Raw genomic sequence first — 16,032 nt, 5'->3', positions numbered from 1 at the left:
ATCTGGCCGTCTTGTCGCTGGGCGGGTACGGCTCCCTCGTCCGCGAACGCGCTCGGCGCGCTCGTCCCCGAGGATACCGGCCCGCCGGCCCGGGCGCGAAACGTCGTATCAGGTCGGCCCGCTCGGCGTACTGTCTGTCGCAGGCTCGCTCCTTCACGGACAGAGGACCGCCATGAGCCGTGACTATCTCGACTTCGACGTCGCCGTCACCCCCGAGGGGCAGGGGTATGCCGCCCGCGTCCTCGCCTCGCCCGCCGGCGAGGCGTCGGCACCCTTCACGTTGCCTTTCGCGGCGACCGACCTCGCGGCCTTCCTCGTCGCCGTGGGCCCACCACGCGTCTCCTCGAGGCGGCTGGCCCCGGCGGAGGCCCGGGTCGTCGACGTCAAGGAGTACGGCCGGCGGCTCGGCGAGGCGCTGCTCTCGGGCGACGTGGGGCGCGCCTTCCGCGACAGCCTGGCGGCCGCGTCGGCCTCGGACCACGACCTGCGGCTGCGACTGCGGCTCGACCTGGTGCCCGACCTCGACGCGGTGCCGTGGGAGTACCTCTACGACACCGGGCTCGGACGCTTCATCACCCTCTCGCAGGAGACGCCCGTCGTGCGCCTGCTCGACGCCCTCGAGCGGCCTCCGGTCGTCACCGTCGACGCGCCGCTGCGGGTGCTCGTCATGATCTCCAGCCCCTCCGACATGCCGGCACTGGCCGTCGACCGCGAGGAGCAGCTGCTCCGCGCGACGACCGGCGACCTCGTCGAGAGCGGCCGGGTCGAGCTCACCGTGCTCGAGGACGCGACGCTGGGCGGCCTGCAGCGGGCGCTGCTCGACGACTTCCACGTCTTCCACTTCATCGGGCACGGCGGTTTCGACGCGCAGGCCCAGGAGGGCGTGCTCGTGCTCGAGCGCGCGGACGGCACCGCCCACCGGGTCTCGGGCGCCCGCCTCGGGACCCTGCTGCACGACGCCCGCCTCCTGCAGCTCGCCGTGCTCAACGCCTGCGAGGGCGCCCGCACGTCGGGCAGCGACGCCTTCTCCGGCGTCGCCCAGGCGCTGGTGCGCCAGGGGCTGCCGGCCGTCGTCGCGATGCAGACCGAGATCTCCGACCGCGCGGCGCTCGTCTTCAGCCACGAGTTCTACTACTTCCTGACGCGCGGCCTCGGCATCGACGCCGCCATGTGCGAGGTGCGCAAGGCGATGGCCGTCTCCGACGAGGCGTCCGAGTGGGGCACGGCGGTGCTGCTGCGCTCCGGCACGGAGCAGCCGTTCAGCTTCACGGGGGCCTCGGTCGCCACGGCCGACCCGCGCGAGAGGGGCGAGTCGCGCGTCGAGTCGCTGTATGCCGCGGCGCGGGTGGCGCTCGAGGCGAACGCCACGGAGACGGCGCTGCCGCTGCTCGAGCAGGTCGCGGCGGAGCACCCCGACTACCAGGACGTCACCGCGCTGCTCGACCGCGTACGGCCGGCCGAACCGGCGACGGACCGGCCGGTGGCCCTCGCGGGCGCGCCGACCGACGCCACGGCCGCCCGGCAGGAGGTGGTCACGGAGACGGTCACGGAGCCGGGCACGCAGACCGAGCCCGAGCCGACCGGGTCCGATCCCCAGGGTCCGCCCTCTTCCCCTACTCCCCCGGCCCCCCGGGAGGGCCCGTCACCGAAGCCGCGGGGGGTGCACCTCGGCCGGTGGCTGCGGCTCGGGGTGCTCGTCGTGCTCGTGGTCGGCAGCTACGTCGCGTGGCGGGTGCTGCCCTCGCTCCTGCAGAAGGCGGACCCGTTGGTGGCGGCGGCCTGCGGCAGCAGCTCGACCGACCCCGGCGCGACGACCTTCTCCGTCGGCTGCGCACCTGTTGCGCCCGTCGTCGACGGCTCCTTCGACGACTGGCGCTCGGTGACCGAGCACGACGCCGACGCCGCCGTGTTCGGCGCCGCGAGCCGCCGCGCGGGGCTGACGGCGACGTGGCAGGCGCTGTGGGACCACGACGCGTTCTACCTGCACGCCGTCGTCGACGACCCGCTCGTCACGCCCGTGCAGGGCGCACCCGCCGCGTGGTGGAACGGCGATGCCGTCTCCTTCGAGATCGGGCCGGACCCGCGGGCCCTGTCCCGCACGGCCCCACTGCGCGCCGGGCGCGACGTCCACGTCATCCTCGCCGTGAGCGCCGACTCCGACCGGCGTGCCGCCGCCGACGTCAACGTCGTGGGACGCAACAGCGCGGGTCGCCTCGTCTTCGCGACCGGGTCCGCCCGCCCGGGCATCGCCGTGGTGGCCCGGGCCCGCGACACGGGCTACGAGCTCGAGGCCCGCCTCCCCTGGGCCGAGCTCGGGCGCAGCGTGGCGCCGCAGCGCGGCGAGGTGCTCGGCCTCAACGTCAACGTGAGCGACGCGACCGGCGCCGGTCCCGACTGGCGGCTGCGCACGATGCTGAGCAGCAACCCGCAGCGCACGGGCGCCAACCAGAACGCCCCGGCGCGCTGGCAGACGGTCGCGCTGACCGACGCGGGGTGACCGCGTGGCCGCCCGCCTGCACGCCCTCCTCGTCGGCATCGACGCCTACCCGGCGCCCGTCCCGGCCCTCTCCGGCTGCGTCAACGACGTCACGGCCTTCGCCGGCGTGCTGCGCGAGCGCGTCGGCGCGGAGGCGCTCGAGCTCGTCGTGCTGACGGATGCCGCGGCCACCCGCGCCGCGGTCACCGCCGCCCTCACCGACCACCTCGGCCGGGCGGGCGCCGACGACGTGGCGCTCTTCTACTGGAGCGGGCACGGCTCGCAGCAGGACACCCCGCCCGAGCTGTGGGCGCTCGAGCCGGACCACCGCGACGAGACCCTCGTGTGCGTCGACAGCCGCTCGCCCGGCAGCTGGGACCTCGCCGACAAGGAGCTCGCCACCCTCCTCGCGGGCGTCTCCGCCTCGGGGTGCCACACCGTCGTCGTCCTCGACTGCTGCCACTCGGGCGACGGCACCCGCGACGCCGACGACACCGTGCGCCTCGCACCGCCGGACCCGCGCCGGCGCCCCGCCTCGAGCTTCGTCGGGCCCGGGCCCGGCCCGCAGACCCGGGCCGTCGCCCGGTGGACCCCTGCCGGCCGGCACGTGCTGCTCGCAGCCTGCCGCTCGTCCGAGACGGCCAAGGAGGTCACCGTCGGCGGACGCCGGCGTGGGGCCCTCTCGGCCGCGCTCGAGGCGGCCCTCACCGGCGCCGGGGGCCGCCCGTCCTACCGCGACGTCCTGCGCATGGTCACGGCCGACGTCGCCGCGCGGGTGTCCGAGCAGCACCCCCAGGTCGAGACGACCGACGCCACCGAGCTCGACCGCCCCTTCCTCGGTGGCGCCCTGCCCACGACGCCCCGCCCGCTGACCCTGAGCCACCTGCCGGACGGCTGGTGCATCGACTCGGGCGCCGTGCACGGCGTGCCGGCCCCCGTCGGCGACGAGAGGACCGAGCTCGCCGTCTACCCCCTCACCGGCGAGACGTCGGGGTCACCCCTCGCGACCGCCGCCGTGACGCAGGTGCTGCCCGACCGCAGCCTCGTGCGTCTCACCCCCGAGCTCGACGAGTCGTTCGTCTACCGGGCCGTCGTCACCTCGATCCCGCTCCGCCCGCTCCTCGTGGGCGTCGTCGGCGAGGACGCGTCCGCCACGGCGCTGCGCGAGGCCGCGTCCGAGGCCGACGAGGGTCTCGTCGACCTCGTCGAGGGCGGCGGCACCCACGACGCCGACCTGGTCGTCGAGGCCACTGCCGACGGCTTCGTCATCACCCGGCCGGGCGTCACGCGACCGCTCGTGCCCGTCGTCGGGGGTCCGGCACGGGAGGAGCGCACCATCCGCGCGCTCGAGCAGGTGGCGCGGTGGCTGCGCCTGTCGGCCCTCACCAACCCCGGCACCCACCTCCCGGCCGACGCGATCCACCTCGAGGTCGAGGCGGGTGCCGCTGCCGTCGGTGCGGGCGGCACCCTCACGCTGACGTATGCCGGCAGCGAGCCCCCGCGCTTCACCGTGCACCTCGCGAACACGACGGCCACGCCACTCTGGGCCGCCCTGCTCGACCTCACCGAGACCTACGGCATCTTCACCGACGCGTTCCCCGCCGGGGCCGTCGCGCTCGGGCCCGGCGAGTCGACGGCGGTCGACCTCGTCGGCCAGGTCGACGACACCCTCTGGGCGGCCGGCACCGTCTCGTTGCGCGACCAGCTCATGGTCGTCACGAGCACGCTCGAGTTCGACCCCCGCTCGCTCGAGCAGGACGAGCTCGACGTCGGCGCGCCGCCGGCACCCCGCCCGGCAGCCGGGCCCACCCGTGGTGCGGGGGCCGGCGGCGGCGCGGGTGGAGGCGGCGTGGGTGGAGGGGACAGCGGAACCGCCGCGCGGACGAGCCTCGACCGCGTGCTGGGCGGCGTGACGACGCGCCGCCTCGGCCCGACGCCCACCCGCGCGGCCGTCGCCGACTGGCGCACCGACTCGGTCTTCGTCGTCACCTCTCGGCCCCGCTGAGGCAGCCCTGGGTGGCACGATCGGGCGATGCCTGCCGCCCTGCCGACCGCGCTCGTCTCCGCCGACGACCTCACCCAGATCGGCGACCTGCCCCTCGCCTTCGCCCTCTCGACGGTCATCGGCTTCGAGCGGCAGCTGCGCGGCGAGAGCGCGGGTCCGCGCACCCAGACGTTCGTCGGCCAGGCCTCGGCTTCCTCGGCGCCGAGCTCGTCATCACGCAACGGGGCGCGATCCGCGGCCTGACGACCGCCGCCTCGGTCTGGGGACGACGGCGATCGGCACGGCGGCGGGCGCCGGGCTGCCGCTGCTCGCGCTGACCGTCACGGCGCTGCACGTCGTCGTCGTGCTCGGCTACACGCCGTTCGGCCGCGTCATCGCCGAGCGGTCGCACACCGAGCGCGACATCGCCGTCACCGACGTGGACGGCCAGGGCGTGCTGACCCCGGGGACCGTGGTGACGGCAGCGAGGCCGAGGACGACCCGGGAACGCGCGAAGGGCCGGACGTGTCGTCCGGCCCTTCGTCTGGTGGAGCTGAGGGGACTCGAACCCCTGACCCCCTGCATGCCATGCAGGTGCGCTACCAGCTGCGCCACAGCCCCGTACGGGATGCCGCTCCGTGAAGCGACTGCGTAACCATAGCGGGTGTGCGCCCCGGAGCCAAAATCGGGGGCGGCCTTTCGGGTCAGACGTTCCAGGGCCCGAGGTTCCAGCCGGCGATGCGCCAGCGGGTGACGTCGGAGAAGCTCTTGGACGACTCGACGAGCTCGATCCAGTGGCAGTTGTCGAGGCCGCGGAAGACGGCGTCCGACACGTCCTGGTCGAGTCCGACGAGCGCGCTCGCGGCCACGCGGGCCGACACGCCGTGAGCGACCACGACGGCGGTCTCACCGGGCAGCAGCTCGCGGGCGAGCTCGCGCAGGGCCGTCCCGGCCCGGTCGGCGACCTGCGCGCGGGTCTCCCCCGTGACGCCCCGCGGGGCGTCCTCGCCCCGGTCGAGGGCTGCGACGACGTCCGGGTAGCGCTCGCGCACCTCGTCCGCGTGCAGGCCCTGCCACTGCCCGACGTGCACCTCGCGCAGCCGCGGGTCGAGGCGCACCTCGACCCCGGTCAGCTCCGCGATGGCGTCCGCGGTCGACGCCGCCCGCTGCAGGTCGCTCGAGGCGATGAGGGCGGGGGCGTAGGCCGCGAGGTGCGGCGCCGCGGCGCGCACCTGCTCCCGGCCGCGCTCGGAGAGCTCGGTGTCCTTGTGCCCCTGCCACACGCGGGCCGCGTTGTCGACGGTCTCCGCGTGGCGCACGAGGACGATGCGCCGCGGCCCGGGGGCCGCGGCGGCAGGCGTGGCCGAGCCGGCCGCGGCGGGTCCGGAGCTCACGCCTCGTCGGCCTCGACGGTCTCGTCGGACTCGGCGTCCGGTCGCGGCAGGGCCTCGACCCCGCCGAGGTCGACCTCGGGGCAGTCCTTCCAGAGCCGCTCGAGGGCGTAGTACTCACGCTCCTCCTCGTGCTGCACGTGCACGATGATGTCGCCGAAGTCGATGAGGACCCAGCGTCCCTCGCGCTCGCCCTCGCGGCGGATCGGCTTGCTGCCGAGCTCGCGGAGGCGGTCCTCCACCTCGTCGACGATGGCGCCGACCTGGCGCTCGGACGGCGCCGACGCGATGACGAAGACGTCGGTCAGCGGCATCTGGTCGCTGACGTCGATGGCGAGCACCTTCTCGGCGAGCTTCTCCTCCGCGGCGAGGCCGGCGGCCTTGGCGAGCTGGAGGGAATGGTGTGCTGCGGTCACGGATCTCCTTGGGGCGCGTACGCCCCGGTTGCTCCCACGGGCTCGGCCGCGTGGGGTCTCGGGTGCACCGGGGGGAGGTCCCCCAGCGGGTCGGCGTAGAGCCGGTACTTGTTGATGTACTGCACGACACCGTCCGGCACGAGGTACCAGACCGGCTGGCCGTCCCCGACGCGCGCGCGACAGTCGGTCGAGCTGATCGCCATCGCCGGCACCTCCTGCAGGGTGACGCGGTGCTCGGGCAGGCCCTTGTCGGAGAGCTCGTGCCCGGGCCGGGTCACCCCGACGAAGTGCGCGAGCTCGAAGAGCAGCTCGGCGTCCTTCCACGAGAGGATCTCGGCCAGGGCGTCGGCGCCCGTGATGAAGAAGAGCTCGTCGTCGGGCCGTTCGGCGTGGATGTCGCGCAGGGTGTCGATCGTGTACGTCGGCCCGGGGCGGTCGATGTCGACCCGGCTGACGGTGAAGCGGGGGTTGCTGGCCGTCGCGATGACGGTCATGAGGTAGCGGTCCTCGGCGGGCGAGACGTGCCGGTCGGCCTTCTGCCAGGGCTCGCCGGTGGGCACGAAGACGACCTCGTCGAGGTCGAACCGGGACTGGACCTCGCTCGCGGCCACGAGGTGGCCGTGGTGGATCGGGTCGAACGTCCCGCCCATGACGCCGAGGCGCATGCTCAGTGGTGCGCCTCGTCGGTGCCGCTGGACGTGCCGTGCGCGGCCCGGCCACCGGGGCGCGGTGCCTGCACCTTGTAGGCGGTGTTGCGGAAGCTCCACGTGACGCCCAGCGCCACGACGAAGAGCGCGAAGGTGATGAGGAAGTAAGCGATCACCGGCATGGGAAGCTCGCGGGCGGCTTCCTCCCCCTCGGTGACGAGTGCGAGGACACGATCAGACATGCCGCCAGCCTAGCGCCCGCGCGGCCCACCCGCCGCAGCGCGTCGCAGCCAGGCGTGACCCACGGTGCCGAACGGCTCGTCACCGGCGGCCACGGCCGCGTGGACGAGGTCGCGCCACCGCTCGGCGAGGGCGACCACCTCGGCCGGGTAGCCGAGCTGCGCCCGGTGCTGGGCGAACTCGTCCTCGTCGTCGACGAAGAGGTGACCGTCGCGGGTCAGCACGACGTCGAGGTCGAGGTCGACCATCGTCACCTCCCACTCCGGGCCGCCGGCCTCGTCGCGCCGCCGCCACACCGGCTCGGTCGACATGTCGACGTAGACGCTGATGTCCCGGTGGCTCGGGTAGAAGCCGGCGACGTACGCCCCCTCGTGCGGGGCGAGCGAGACCCACCCGCTGGGCTCGACGAACTCGACGCCGGGCCGGGCGCAGTGCGTGCCGGCCGGGGCGAACCACCAGTGACCGTGCTCGTCGGCGCCGAGGTAGCGGCCGTCCCACTCCCAGTGGCGACCCCCGCCCCACTTCGTGAAGCGCCCCGCGACCGGGGTGCCAGGCGCGAGCCCGCCGGCCGGCATACCTGGGGTGGACGGACGGTCGGCGGCAGGGCTCACGCCCGGCACGCTACCCGCGGCGCGCGCGGTACAGGGCCCGCACAGCGCGGCGACAGGCGCAGCCCATCGGCGGCCGTACCCTAGATCGCATGGTTCCCGAGTTGTCCGTGGTCATCCCGATGTACAACGAGGAGGAGGTGCTGCCCCTCCTCGTCGAGCGCCTGCGGCCCCTCCTCGACGGGATGGGCGGCAGCTACGAGGTCGTCGCCGTCGACGACGGCAGCAAGGACCTCACCGCCGCCCTGCTCCAGCGCTACCACCGGGAGTGGCCGAACCTGCGCGTCGTGCGGCTGCGCGCCAACGCCGGGCACCAGGCCGCGATCTCGGCCGGGCTCGTCAGCGCCCTCGGCGACTACGTCGTCACCATCGACGCCGACCTGCAGGACCCGCCCGAGATCATCCCCCGGATGCTCGCCGCCGCGAAGGACGACGGCGTCGACGTCGTCTACGGCGTGCGGAACGACCGCTCGACCGACACGTGGTTCAAGCGGGTCTCCGCGCAGGCCTTCTACAAGCTCATCGGCCTGATGTCGCAGACCCCCGCGCACGCCGACGCCGGCGACTACCGCCTCATGTCCCGCGCCACCGTCGACGCGATCAACAGCCTCCCCGAGCACAACCGGGTGCTGCGCTTCATCGTCCCGGCCCTCAACTTCCCGTCGGACACGGTGGAGTACAAGCGCGAGGAGCGCGCCGCGGGCGACTCGAAGTACCCGCTCCTGAAGATGGTCAAGCTCTCGCTCGACTCGCTGACCGGCTTCTCCACGGCGCCCCTGCGGCTCGCGACGTTCGCCGGCTTCGGTGGCGCGGTGCTCGCCGTGCTGCTCGTGCTCTACACGCTCATCTCCCGCTCGCAGGGCCACACCGTCGCCGGCTGGACCTCGACGGTCGCCATCGTCGCGGGCGTCGGCGCCGTGCAGCTCGTCTGCGTCGGCATCCTCGGCGAGTACATCGGGCGGATGTACGGCCACATGCAGGGCCGGCCGACCTACTTCATCGCCTACGACTCGATGACGGCCGACAGCGGCGCGCACGGCCCGACCGACACCCCGCTCCCGGCGCAGCCGAACGGCGCCGCCATCCAGACCGAGCCGGGAGCGCCGGCGGCGGAGCCGGCGCGCTCCCCCGAGCCGCAGCCGACTCAGCTGCGCGGCTGAGCGCGCACGAGCAGGCTGACGCCGGGCAGCGACCCGACCGGCAGGTAGCGCTCGGCCGTGATGATGGTGCGCAGGCCGAGGTTGACCACGGGGTGCAGGTCCTCGAGGTCCGAGCCCGAGCTCGTGCGACGACGCATCGCGACCACGGGCCGGAGCAGCACGTTCCACGACCGCACGTCGCGCACCGCGAAGCCGCCCCGGTCGAGCAGGTCGAGCAGTCCCTCGCGGGTGTAGCGGCGCACGTGGTCGACCGCCTCGTCGTGGCTCGACCACAGCCTCGGGTCGGCCGGCACGGCGACGAGGTAGGTGCCCGTCGGCTTGAGCACGCGCCGCACTTCCGCGACGGCGGCGTCGTCGTCGTGCAGGTGCTCGAGCAGGTCGAAGGCGACGACGAGGTCGAGGCTCGCGTCGGCGAGCGGGAGGCGCGTCGCGTCGCCGCGCAGGGTCGCGAGGCCGCGCCCGTGCGCCACCTCGGCGCCGTCGGCGCCGTACTCGAGTGCCACCGCCTGCCAGCCGTGGTCACGCAGCACGCGCGTGTTGCCGCCGCCTGCCGCACCGATGTCGATGGCGCGTCCCGGCGCGAGACCCGTGATCGCCTTGGCCAGGAGGTGGCGCCGCTCCCGGTACCACCAGTGGTCGTCCTCGAGCTCGGCGAGCTTGCGGACCTCGGTGCCTTCCATGAGGGCACATCATGCCATCGCCCCCGCGCAGGTGCGGGAGGCTGGTCAGCGCGTGTGGCCGTCGCCCTCGACGATCCACTTCGTCGTCGTCAGCTCGGGCAGCGCCATCGGCCCGCGCGCGTGCAGCTTCTGCGTCGAGATGCCGATCTCGGCGCCGAAGCCGAACTCCCCGCCGTCGGTGAAGCGGGTGCTCGCGTTGACCATGACGGCGGCCGCGTCGACCTCGGCCGTGAAGCGCCGGGCCGCCGCGCGGTCCTCCGTCACGATCGCCTCGGTGTGCCCGGTGCCGAAGCGCCGGATGCGCTCCATGGCCTCGTCGATGCCGTCGACCACCGCGACGCTCATCTCGAGCCCGTGCCACTCCGTGCCGAAGTCGGCCTCGCTCGCGAGGGCGTATGCCGCCCCGGCCGCGTCGGCGTGCTCGGTCACCTCGGGTGCCACGTGCAGTCGCACCCCCGCGCCCGCGAGGTCGGTGAGCGTCTTGGGCAGGAAGTCGGCCGCGACGTCGCGGTGCACGAGGAGCGACTCGGCCGCGTTGCACACGCTCGGCCGGTGCGTCTTCGCGTTGAGGGTGATCGCGCGGGCCTTGTCGAGGTCGGCAGCGCGGTCGACGTAGACGTGGCAGACCCCGACGCCGGTCTCGATGACGGGCACGGTCGACTCGCGCACGACCGTCGCGATGAGGTCGGCTCCCCCGCGCGGGATGACGAGGTCGACGTGACCGCGCGCGGTCATCAGGGCCCGGGCGGCGTCGCGCCCGCCCTCCTCGAGCAGCGTGATCGCGTCGACCGGGAGGCCTTGCGCTGCAAGTGAACCCCGCATCGCCTCGACGAGCGCGTGGTTGCTGCTGGCCGCGGCCGAGCCGCCGCGCAGGAGCACCGCGTTGCCCGACTTGAGGGTGAGCCCGGCCGCGTCGACGGTGACGTTGGGGCGGGCCTCGTAGATCATCCCGACGACCCCCATCGGCACGCGCACCTGGCGGATCTGCAGGCCGTTCGCGAGGGTCGAGCCGCGCACGATCTCGCCGACCGGGTCGGGCAGCGCGGCCACGTCGCGCAGGGCCTGGGCGACCGCGGCGACGCGCGCCTCGTCGAGGCGCAGCCGGTCCTGCAGGCTCTCGCCCATGCCCGTCGCCCGGCCGCGCTCGAGGTCCTCGGCGTTGGCGGCGACGACGGCGGCCGTGGCCGCCTCGACGGCGTCGGCCAGCTGCAGCAGGGCGGCGTCCTTCTCGGCGCGCGAGAGGAGGGCGAGCCGGCGCGAGGCCACGCGAGCCCGCTCGGCCAGGGCGGTGACGTGCTCGACGACGGCGGGGTCGATCGTCTGTGACATGGCTCCAGCGTAGGTCGTCGGGCCGCTCGCGCCGCACGCGTTCCCGGCTGCTGGGACCGGCGGACCGCCACGGACCCGGGAACCGCGCCGTTCCGCGCACGGGCGGGCCCCGGCACACCGGCTCGTGGCGGTTCGTCGGCGCGGAACGACACGGCCGGACGGGCTGGACGGGGCTGGACGGGCCTGGACGGGCCTGCGAGGGCGCGCGCGCGTCACTAGGGTTCGGGGTGTGTCGCCCCACTCGGTCCTGCGCAACGCCCGCCGCCTCGTCGTCAAGGTCGGCTCGAGCTCGCTGACGGGCCCGGACGGCGGCCTCGACCCGGCCCGGCTCACGGCGCTCGTCGAGGCCCTCGCGGGCCGGCACCTCGGTGGCGCGCAGATCGTCCTCGTCAGCTCCGGCGCGATCGCGGCCGGCATCCACCCCCTCGGGCTCACCACGCGCCCCCGCGACCTCGCGACCCAGCAGGCCGCGGCATCCGTTGGGCAGGGCGCGCTGCTCGCCGCCTACACGCGGGCCTTCGACGCCCACGACATCACCGTCGGCCAGGTGCTGCTCACGGCCGACGACGTGACGCGGCGCACCCACTACGCGAACGCCCGCCGCACGCTCGAGCGCCTCCTCGACCTCGGGGTGCTGCCCGTCGTCAACGAGAACGACACGGTCGCGACGAGCGAGATCCGCTTCGGCGACAACGACCGGCTCGCTGCCCTCGTCGCGCACCTCATCGACGCCGACGCCCTCGTGCTGCTCTCCGACGTCGACGCGCTCTACGACGGGCCGCCGAGCCGGCCCGGCGCGAGCCGGATCCCGGTCGTGCGCGGCCCCCACGACCTCGTCGGCGTCGAGATCGGCGGCAGCGGCTCCAAGGTCGGCACCGGCGGCATGACGACGAAGATCGAGGCGGCGCGCATCGCCACGGCCGCCGGGGTGGTGACGACCGTGACGGCCGCCGCCCGCGTCGTGCAGGTGCTGGCCGGTGAGGACGTCGGCACCGTCTTCCTGCCGATCGGCGTGCGCGGCCGCTCGCGCCGGCTGTGGTTGGAGCACGCCACGACCGCGCGCGGCCGGCTCGTCGTCGACGAGGGGGCGGTGACCGCACTCGTCGTGCGCAAGAAGTCACTGCTGCCCGCCGGCATCACGGCCGTCGAGGGCACCTTCCACGACGGCGACCCCGTCGACGTCTGCGGGCCGGACGGCACGCCGGTCGCCCGCGGCCTCGTCAACTACAGCTCGAACGAGCTGCCGGCCCTGCTCGGCCGCTCGACGAAGGAGCTGGCCCGCGACCTGGGGCCGGAGTACGAGCGCGAGGTCATCCACCGCGACGACCTCGTCGTGCTCTGACACGGCCGGACGGCCACGCCCCGAGGGGGCGTGGCCGTCCGGACCCCTGGTCCGCGCGGGACGGGGTCAGTGCGTGCTGGCGCCCTCGGCTCCGTGGCCGGTGAGCGAGCGCACCTCCATCTCCGCGTACTTCGCCGCGTTGTACTCCTTGCTCGTGACCGTGCCGAGCCAGCCGAGCAGGAAGCCGAGCGGGATCGAGACGATGCCCGGGTTGTCGAGCGGGAACCAGTGGAAGTCGACCTCCTGCAGCATCGACGGGCTCTTCTTCGTCACCGGGTCGATCGCCTTGCCCGACACGACGGGGCTGAAGACGATGAGCGTGATGGCGCTGACCAGGCCGCCGTAGATGCTCCACAGCGCCCCGCGGGTGTTGAACCGCTTCCAGAAGAGCGAGTAGAGGATCGTCGGCAGGTTCGCGCTCGCCGCGACGGCGAAGGCGAGGGCCACGAGGAAGGCGATGTTCTGGCCGAGGGCGAAGATGCCGCCGATGATCGCGACCGCACCGAGGACGAGGGCCGAGATCCGCGCGACCTTGACCTCCTCCTCCGGGGTGGCCGTGCCCTTCTTGACGACGGTGTTGTAGATGTCGTGCGAGAGCGAGGCGCTCGCCGTGATCGTCAGCCCCGCGACGACCGCGAGGATCGTCGCGAAGGCGACCGCCGAGATGATGCCGAGGAGGATCTCGCCGCCGAGCTCGAACGCCAGGAGCGGTGCGGCCGAGTTGACGCCGCCCGGCGCGGCCTTGATGGCGGCCGAGCCGACGAGGTCGGCGGCACCGAAGCCGAGCACGAGGGTGAAGAGGTAGAAGATGCCGATGAGCCAGATGGCCCAGACGACCGAGCGCCGGGCCTCGCGCGAGGTGGGCACCGTGTAGAAGCGCATGAGCACGTGCGGCAGGCCGGCCGTGCCCAGCACGAGCGCCATCGACAGCGAGATGAAGTCGATGGGGTTCTTGTACTGCAGCCCCGGCTGCATGAGGTCCTTGCCCCCCGCGGACTGCGACGCGGTCGTGGCGTCACCGAGGAGCGTCGAGAGGTTGAGCCCGAACTTGCCGAGCACCCAGAGCGTCATGATGCCGGCACCGATGATGAGCAGCACGGCCTTGATGATCTGCACCCACGTCGTGCCCTTCATGCCGCCGTAGATGACGTAGAAGATCATGATGACGCCGACGACGACGATGACCAGGCGCTGGCCCAGCGCCCCGTCGATGCCGAGGAGCAGCGCGACGAGACCACCGGCGCCGGCCATCTGGGCCAGCAGGTAGAAGAACGAGACGACGAGCGTCGAGGTGGCCGCGGCGATGCGCACGGGGCGCTGGCGCAGCCGGAAGCTGAGGACGTCGGCCATCGTGTACTTGCCGACGTTGCGGAGCAGCTCGGCGACGAGGAGCAGGGCGACGAGCCACGCGACGAGGAAGCCGATCGAGTAGAGGAACCCGTCGTAGCCGTTGATGGCGATGGCCCCGGCGATGCCGAGGAACGAGGCGGCCGAGAGGTAGTCGCCGGCGATGGCGATGCCGTTCTGGCGGCCGGTGAACGCGCGCCCGCCGGCGTAGTACTCGGCAGCGCTGCGGTTGTTGCGCGAGGCCCGGATGACGATCGCCAGCGTGACGACGACGAAGAGGGCGAAGATGCCGATGTTGATGGCCGGGTTGCCGACCGTCGTGGCCGCGGGCGCGAACGCGGGAGCGGCGAGCAGGGCGGCGGCGCTCACGAGGTGGCTCCCATCTTGCGGGCCAGGGCCTCGGCCTCGGGGTCGAAGACGCGGTCGGCCCACCGGGCGTAGACCATCGTGATGGTGAACGTCGACACGAACTGGAGCAGGCCGAGGACCAGGCCCCACGTGACGTTGCCGACGACGCGCGTGCCCATGAAGTCCTTGGCGAACACGGACAGCAGGACGTAGAGGAAGTACCACGCAAGGAAGAGCGCGGTGAGGGGGAAGACGAATCGCCTGAACTTGCTTCTCAGCTGGGCGAACTCGTCGGAGTTCTGCATGGCGACGTTGAGGTCGTCCTCCACGCGCTCTGGAGCTTCTTTGCTCACTGGGCCACCTCCGGGGCGGTTGGTCGTGCTGGTCTCCGGTGACTGCGGTGAGTGCAAAGGTAGGAGCCCGGCCGTACGGGCGGCAGACCGACGCGACCCGACGTCGCCGAGTGGCGCCGACGGCTCGCCGTGCGCAGCCTCAGCTGCGACGAGCGGTCGGTCGCGCGCGACGAGCGGTCGATCGGGACGCGCGCTCGGGGTGGAACGACCCGCGGTTGAGGCTGAGGTGCTCCGGGGCGTGCAGCCGCACCATCGTCTGCCCGACGTGCTCGGGCGTGCGCGAGCGGGTCGCGAGCGAGGCGAGCACCATCGTGACGAACGCCAGCGGCACGCTGACGGCTGCCGGCTGGGTCAGCACGACCCCGACCCAGCCGTGCGTCGCGATGCCGAACGTCGTCGACACGACGGCGCCCATGGAGAGGCCGCCACCGACGACGAGGCCGGCGATCGCCCCCGGCGCCGTGAGCCCGCGCCACCAGATGCCGAGCACGAGCATCGGGCAGAACGTCGAGGCCGCCACGGCGAAGGTCAGCTCGACCGCGTGCGCGACCGGCACTCCTGCGGAGGCCACCGTGAGCGCGACCGAGACGGTGACGGCGATGACGGTCGAGAGCCGGAAGGCCCGGATGCCCTGCCGGTGGCCCGTGCCGGTGCGCACGAGGTCCTGGCTCAGCACCCCGGCCACCGAGACGACGAGGCCGGTCGACGTCGAGAGGAAGGCGGCGAACGCGCCGGCCGCGAGCAGCGCCGTCAGGCCCTCCGCGAGCGGCCCGTCGAAGAGCCGGCTCGGCAGCTCCAGCACGACCGAGTCGGCCCGCCCGGCCGCGACGAGGTCGGGCGCGTAGAGGCGGCCGAGCACCCCGTAGAGGACGGGCAGCAGGTAGAAGCCCGAGAGCAGGACGAGCACGGCGAGGGTCGTGCGGCGCGAGGCCCGGCCGTCGCGGTTGGTGTAGAAGCGCACGACGACGTGGGGCAGCCCCATCGTGCCGAGGAAGGTGGCGAGCACGAGCGAGTAGGTGAGGTAGAGCGCGTGCTCGCCCTGGAGCGGCTCGACCCACGCCGCGACGTCGACGGCTCCGACGTCGGGGTTGCCGCTGCGCGCGCCGGCGGCGCCGAGGACGAAGAAGAGCGGTGTCAGCAGGGCGAGCAGCTTGAGCCAGTAGTGGAAGGCCTGCACGAGCGTCACGCTGCGCATGCCGCCGGGCAGGACGTTGAGGCAGACGACGATCGCGACGGCGAACTGCCCGACCCAGGACGGCGCACCCGTCAGCGTGCGCAGCGTGAGCCCGGCGCCCTGGAACTGCGGGATGAGGTAGAGCAGCCCGATGGCGACGACGAGCAGGCTGGACAGCCGTCGCGCGAGCACCGACTCGAGGCGCAGCTGCGCGAAGTCCGGCAGCGTGTAGGCGCCCGACCGGCGCAGCGGCGCCGCGACGAAGGCGAGGAGCAGCAGGTAGCCCGCCGTCCACCCGACCGGCAGCCACAGCATGTCGACACCGCGCGCGAGCACGAGGCCCGCGACGCCGAGGAACGAAGCGGCAGAGAGGTACTCGCCGCTGATGGCGGACGCGTTGAGCACGGGGCTCACGCCGCGCGAGGCGACGTAGAAATCGCTCATGGTGCGCGACAGCCGCAGCCCGAAGGCACCCACCGCGAGCGACGCGACGGAGACGAGCAGGACGGCGACGATGCTCGCGGCGTTGTCGACCAC

At 73.7% G+C, this 16,032-nt stretch carries 15 protein-coding genes, 1 tRNA gene and 1 riboswitch; of the genes, 5 read left to right on the top strand and 11 right to left on the bottom strand.

The annotated features are described in order from the left end of the window. Window positions 1–66: riboswitch (guanidine-III (ykkC-III) riboswitch) on the bottom strand. Between the two features lie 106 nt (window positions 67–172). From ABT295_RS20050 to ABT295_RS20040, 3 genes are read left to right on the top strand one after another with little or no spacing between them, the layout of a single operon-like run. Beyond that, window positions 173–2,497, top strand: coding sequence for a CHAT domain-containing protein (locus ABT295_RS20050; protein WP_352396168.1), 2,325 nt, complete (start codon window positions 173–175; stop codon window positions 2,495–2,497). A gap of 4 nt (window positions 2,498–2,501) precedes the next feature. Then, the gene (locus tag ABT295_RS20045) at window positions 2,502–4,481 is read left to right on the top strand and encodes a caspase family protein (RefSeq protein ID WP_352396167.1); all 1,980 of its coding nucleotides are present in this window, start codon (window positions 2,502–2,504) and stop codon (window positions 4,479–4,481) included. Window positions 4,482–4,508: 27 nt separating this feature from the next. Further along, a complete protein-coding gene (locus ABT295_RS20040) occupies window positions 4,509–4,724 on the top strand; it encodes an MgtC/SapB family protein (RefSeq protein WP_352396166.1) in 216 nt (71 codons plus the stop codon). Window positions 4,725–5,005: 281 nt separating this feature from the next. Here the strand turns inward: ABT295_RS20040 and ABT295_RS20035 are convergent. The 6 genes from ABT295_RS20035 to ABT295_RS20010 form a co-directional block, all read right to left on the bottom strand. Further along, a tRNA-Ala gene (locus ABT295_RS20035) sits at window positions 5,006–5,081 on the bottom strand. An 83-nt stretch (window positions 5,082–5,164) separates the two neighbouring features. After that, a complete protein-coding gene (locus ABT295_RS20030) occupies window positions 5,165–5,854 on the bottom strand; it encodes a histidine phosphatase family protein (protein WP_352396165.1) in 690 nt (229 codons plus the stop codon). Then, window positions 5,851–6,267, bottom strand: coding sequence for a ribosome silencing factor (rsfS, locus tag ABT295_RS20025; RefSeq protein ID WP_352396164.1), 417 nt, complete (start codon window positions 6,265–6,267; stop codon window positions 5,851–5,853). The genes ABT295_RS20030 and rsfS overlap by 4 nt, the downstream gene beginning before the upstream one ends. Further along, a complete protein-coding gene (nadD, locus tag ABT295_RS20020) occupies window positions 6,264–6,917 on the bottom strand; it encodes a nicotinate-nucleotide adenylyltransferase (RefSeq protein WP_502991240.1) in 654 nt (217 codons plus the stop codon). Before nadD ends, rsfS begins: the two co-directional genes overlap by 4 nt. A 17-nt stretch (window positions 6,918–6,934) precedes the next feature. Beyond that, the gene (locus ABT295_RS20015; RefSeq protein WP_352396162.1) at window positions 6,935–7,156 is read right to left on the bottom strand and encodes a hypothetical protein; all 222 of its coding nucleotides are present in this window, start codon (window positions 7,154–7,156) and stop codon (window positions 6,935–6,937) included. 9 nt (window positions 7,157–7,165) lie between these two features. Next, the gene (locus ABT295_RS20010) at window positions 7,166–7,765 is read right to left on the bottom strand and encodes a DUF402 domain-containing protein (protein ID WP_352396161.1); all 600 of its coding nucleotides are present in this window, start codon (window positions 7,763–7,765) and stop codon (window positions 7,166–7,168) included. 89 nt (window positions 7,766–7,854) lie between these two features. On the opposite strand from ABT295_RS20010, the gene ABT295_RS20005 reads away from it, so the two are divergent. Beyond that, window positions 7,855–8,922 (top strand): glycosyltransferase family 2 protein, encoded by a 1,068-nt coding sequence (locus tag ABT295_RS20005; RefSeq protein WP_352396160.1) that lies wholly within the window; start codon window positions 7,855–7,857, stop codon window positions 8,920–8,922. Here the strand turns inward: ABT295_RS20005 and ABT295_RS20000 are convergent. Together ABT295_RS20000 and ABT295_RS19995 are read right to left on the bottom strand one after the other, a co-directional pair. After that, window positions 8,907–9,602 carry a class I SAM-dependent methyltransferase gene (locus ABT295_RS20000; protein ID WP_352396159.1) on the bottom strand — a complete coding sequence of 232 codons (696 nt, stop codon included), beginning with the start codon at window positions 9,600–9,602 and terminating at the stop codon, window positions 8,907–8,909. The two genes, ABT295_RS20005 and ABT295_RS20000, sit on opposite strands and share 16 nt — an antisense overlap. Window positions 9,603–9,647: 45 nt before the next feature. Beyond that, complete coding sequence (locus ABT295_RS19995) at window positions 9,648–10,931, bottom strand: glutamate-5-semialdehyde dehydrogenase (RefSeq protein ID WP_352396158.1); 1,284 nt, start codon at window positions 10,929–10,931, stop codon at window positions 9,648–9,650. Between the two features lie 229 nt (window positions 10,932–11,160). Here ABT295_RS19995 and proB point away from each other — a divergent pair, with 229 nt between their 5' ends. Beyond that, the gene (gene proB, locus ABT295_RS19990; protein WP_352396157.1) at window positions 11,161–12,273 is read left to right on the top strand and encodes a glutamate 5-kinase; all 1,113 of its coding nucleotides are present in this window, start codon (window positions 11,161–11,163) and stop codon (window positions 12,271–12,273) included. A gap of 66 nt (window positions 12,274–12,339) precedes the next feature. Here the strand turns inward: proB and ABT295_RS19985 are convergent, their stop codons facing one another. The 3 genes from ABT295_RS19985 to ABT295_RS19975 all read right to left on the bottom strand — a co-directional run bounded on the left by ABT295_RS19985 (window position 12,340) and on the right by ABT295_RS19975 (window position 16,032). Beyond that, entirely contained in the window at window positions 12,340–13,989 is a 1,650-nt protein-coding gene (locus ABT295_RS19985) for a monocarboxylic acid transporter (protein WP_352396156.1), read from the bottom strand. After that, entirely contained in the window at window positions 13,986–14,273 is a 288-nt protein-coding gene (locus ABT295_RS19980) for a DUF485 domain-containing protein (protein ID WP_352396307.1), read from the bottom strand. The genes ABT295_RS19985 and ABT295_RS19980 overlap by 4 nt, the downstream gene beginning before the upstream one ends. A gap of 187 nt (window positions 14,274–14,460) precedes the next feature. Further along, window positions 14,461–16,032 (bottom strand): sodium/solute symporter, encoded by a 1,572-nt coding sequence (locus tag ABT295_RS19975; protein ID WP_352396155.1) that lies wholly within the window; start codon window positions 16,030–16,032, stop codon window positions 14,461–14,463.

The organism is Terrabacter sp. NPDC000476 (assembly GCF_040300125.1).
In the GTDB taxonomy this organism is placed as follows: Bacteria; Actinomycetota; Actinomycetes; order Actinomycetales; family Dermatophilaceae; genus Terrabacter.
This window is presented reverse-complemented; position numbering and strand designations above follow the sequence as displayed.

What these genes read in the sequence shown, in the direction of transcription:
- ABT295_RS20050 (WP_352396168.1), top strand. Translation starts at nt 173, where the DNA reads ATGAGCCGTGACTATCTCGACTTCGACGTCGCCGTCACCCCCGAGGGG.
- ABT295_RS20040 (WP_352396166.1), top strand. Translation starts at nt 4,509, where the DNA reads ATGCCTGCCGCCCTGCCGACCGCGCTCGTCTCCGCCGACGACCTCACC.
- nadD (WP_502991240.1), bottom strand. Translation starts at nt 6,917, where the DNA reads ATGGGCGGGACGTTCGACCCGATCCACCACGGCCACCTCGTGGCCGCG.
- ABT295_RS20015 (WP_352396162.1), bottom strand. Translation starts at nt 7,156, where the DNA reads ATGTCTGATCGTGTCCTCGCACTCGTCACCGAGGGGGAGGAAGCCGCC.
- ABT295_RS20005 (WP_352396160.1), top strand. Translation starts at nt 7,855, where the DNA reads ATGGTTCCCGAGTTGTCCGTGGTCATCCCGATGTACAACGAGGAGGAG.
- ABT295_RS20000 (WP_352396159.1), bottom strand. Translation starts at nt 9,602, where the DNA reads ATGGAAGGCACCGAGGTCCGCAAGCTCGCCGAGCTCGAGGACGACCAC.
- ABT295_RS19995 (WP_352396158.1), bottom strand. Translation starts at nt 10,931, where the DNA reads ATGTCACAGACGATCGACCCCGCCGTCGTCGAGCACGTCACCGCCCTG.
- ABT295_RS19980 (WP_352396307.1), bottom strand. Translation starts at nt 14,273, where the DNA reads ATGCAGAACTCCGACGAGTTCGCCCAGCTGAGAAGCAAGTTCAGGCGA.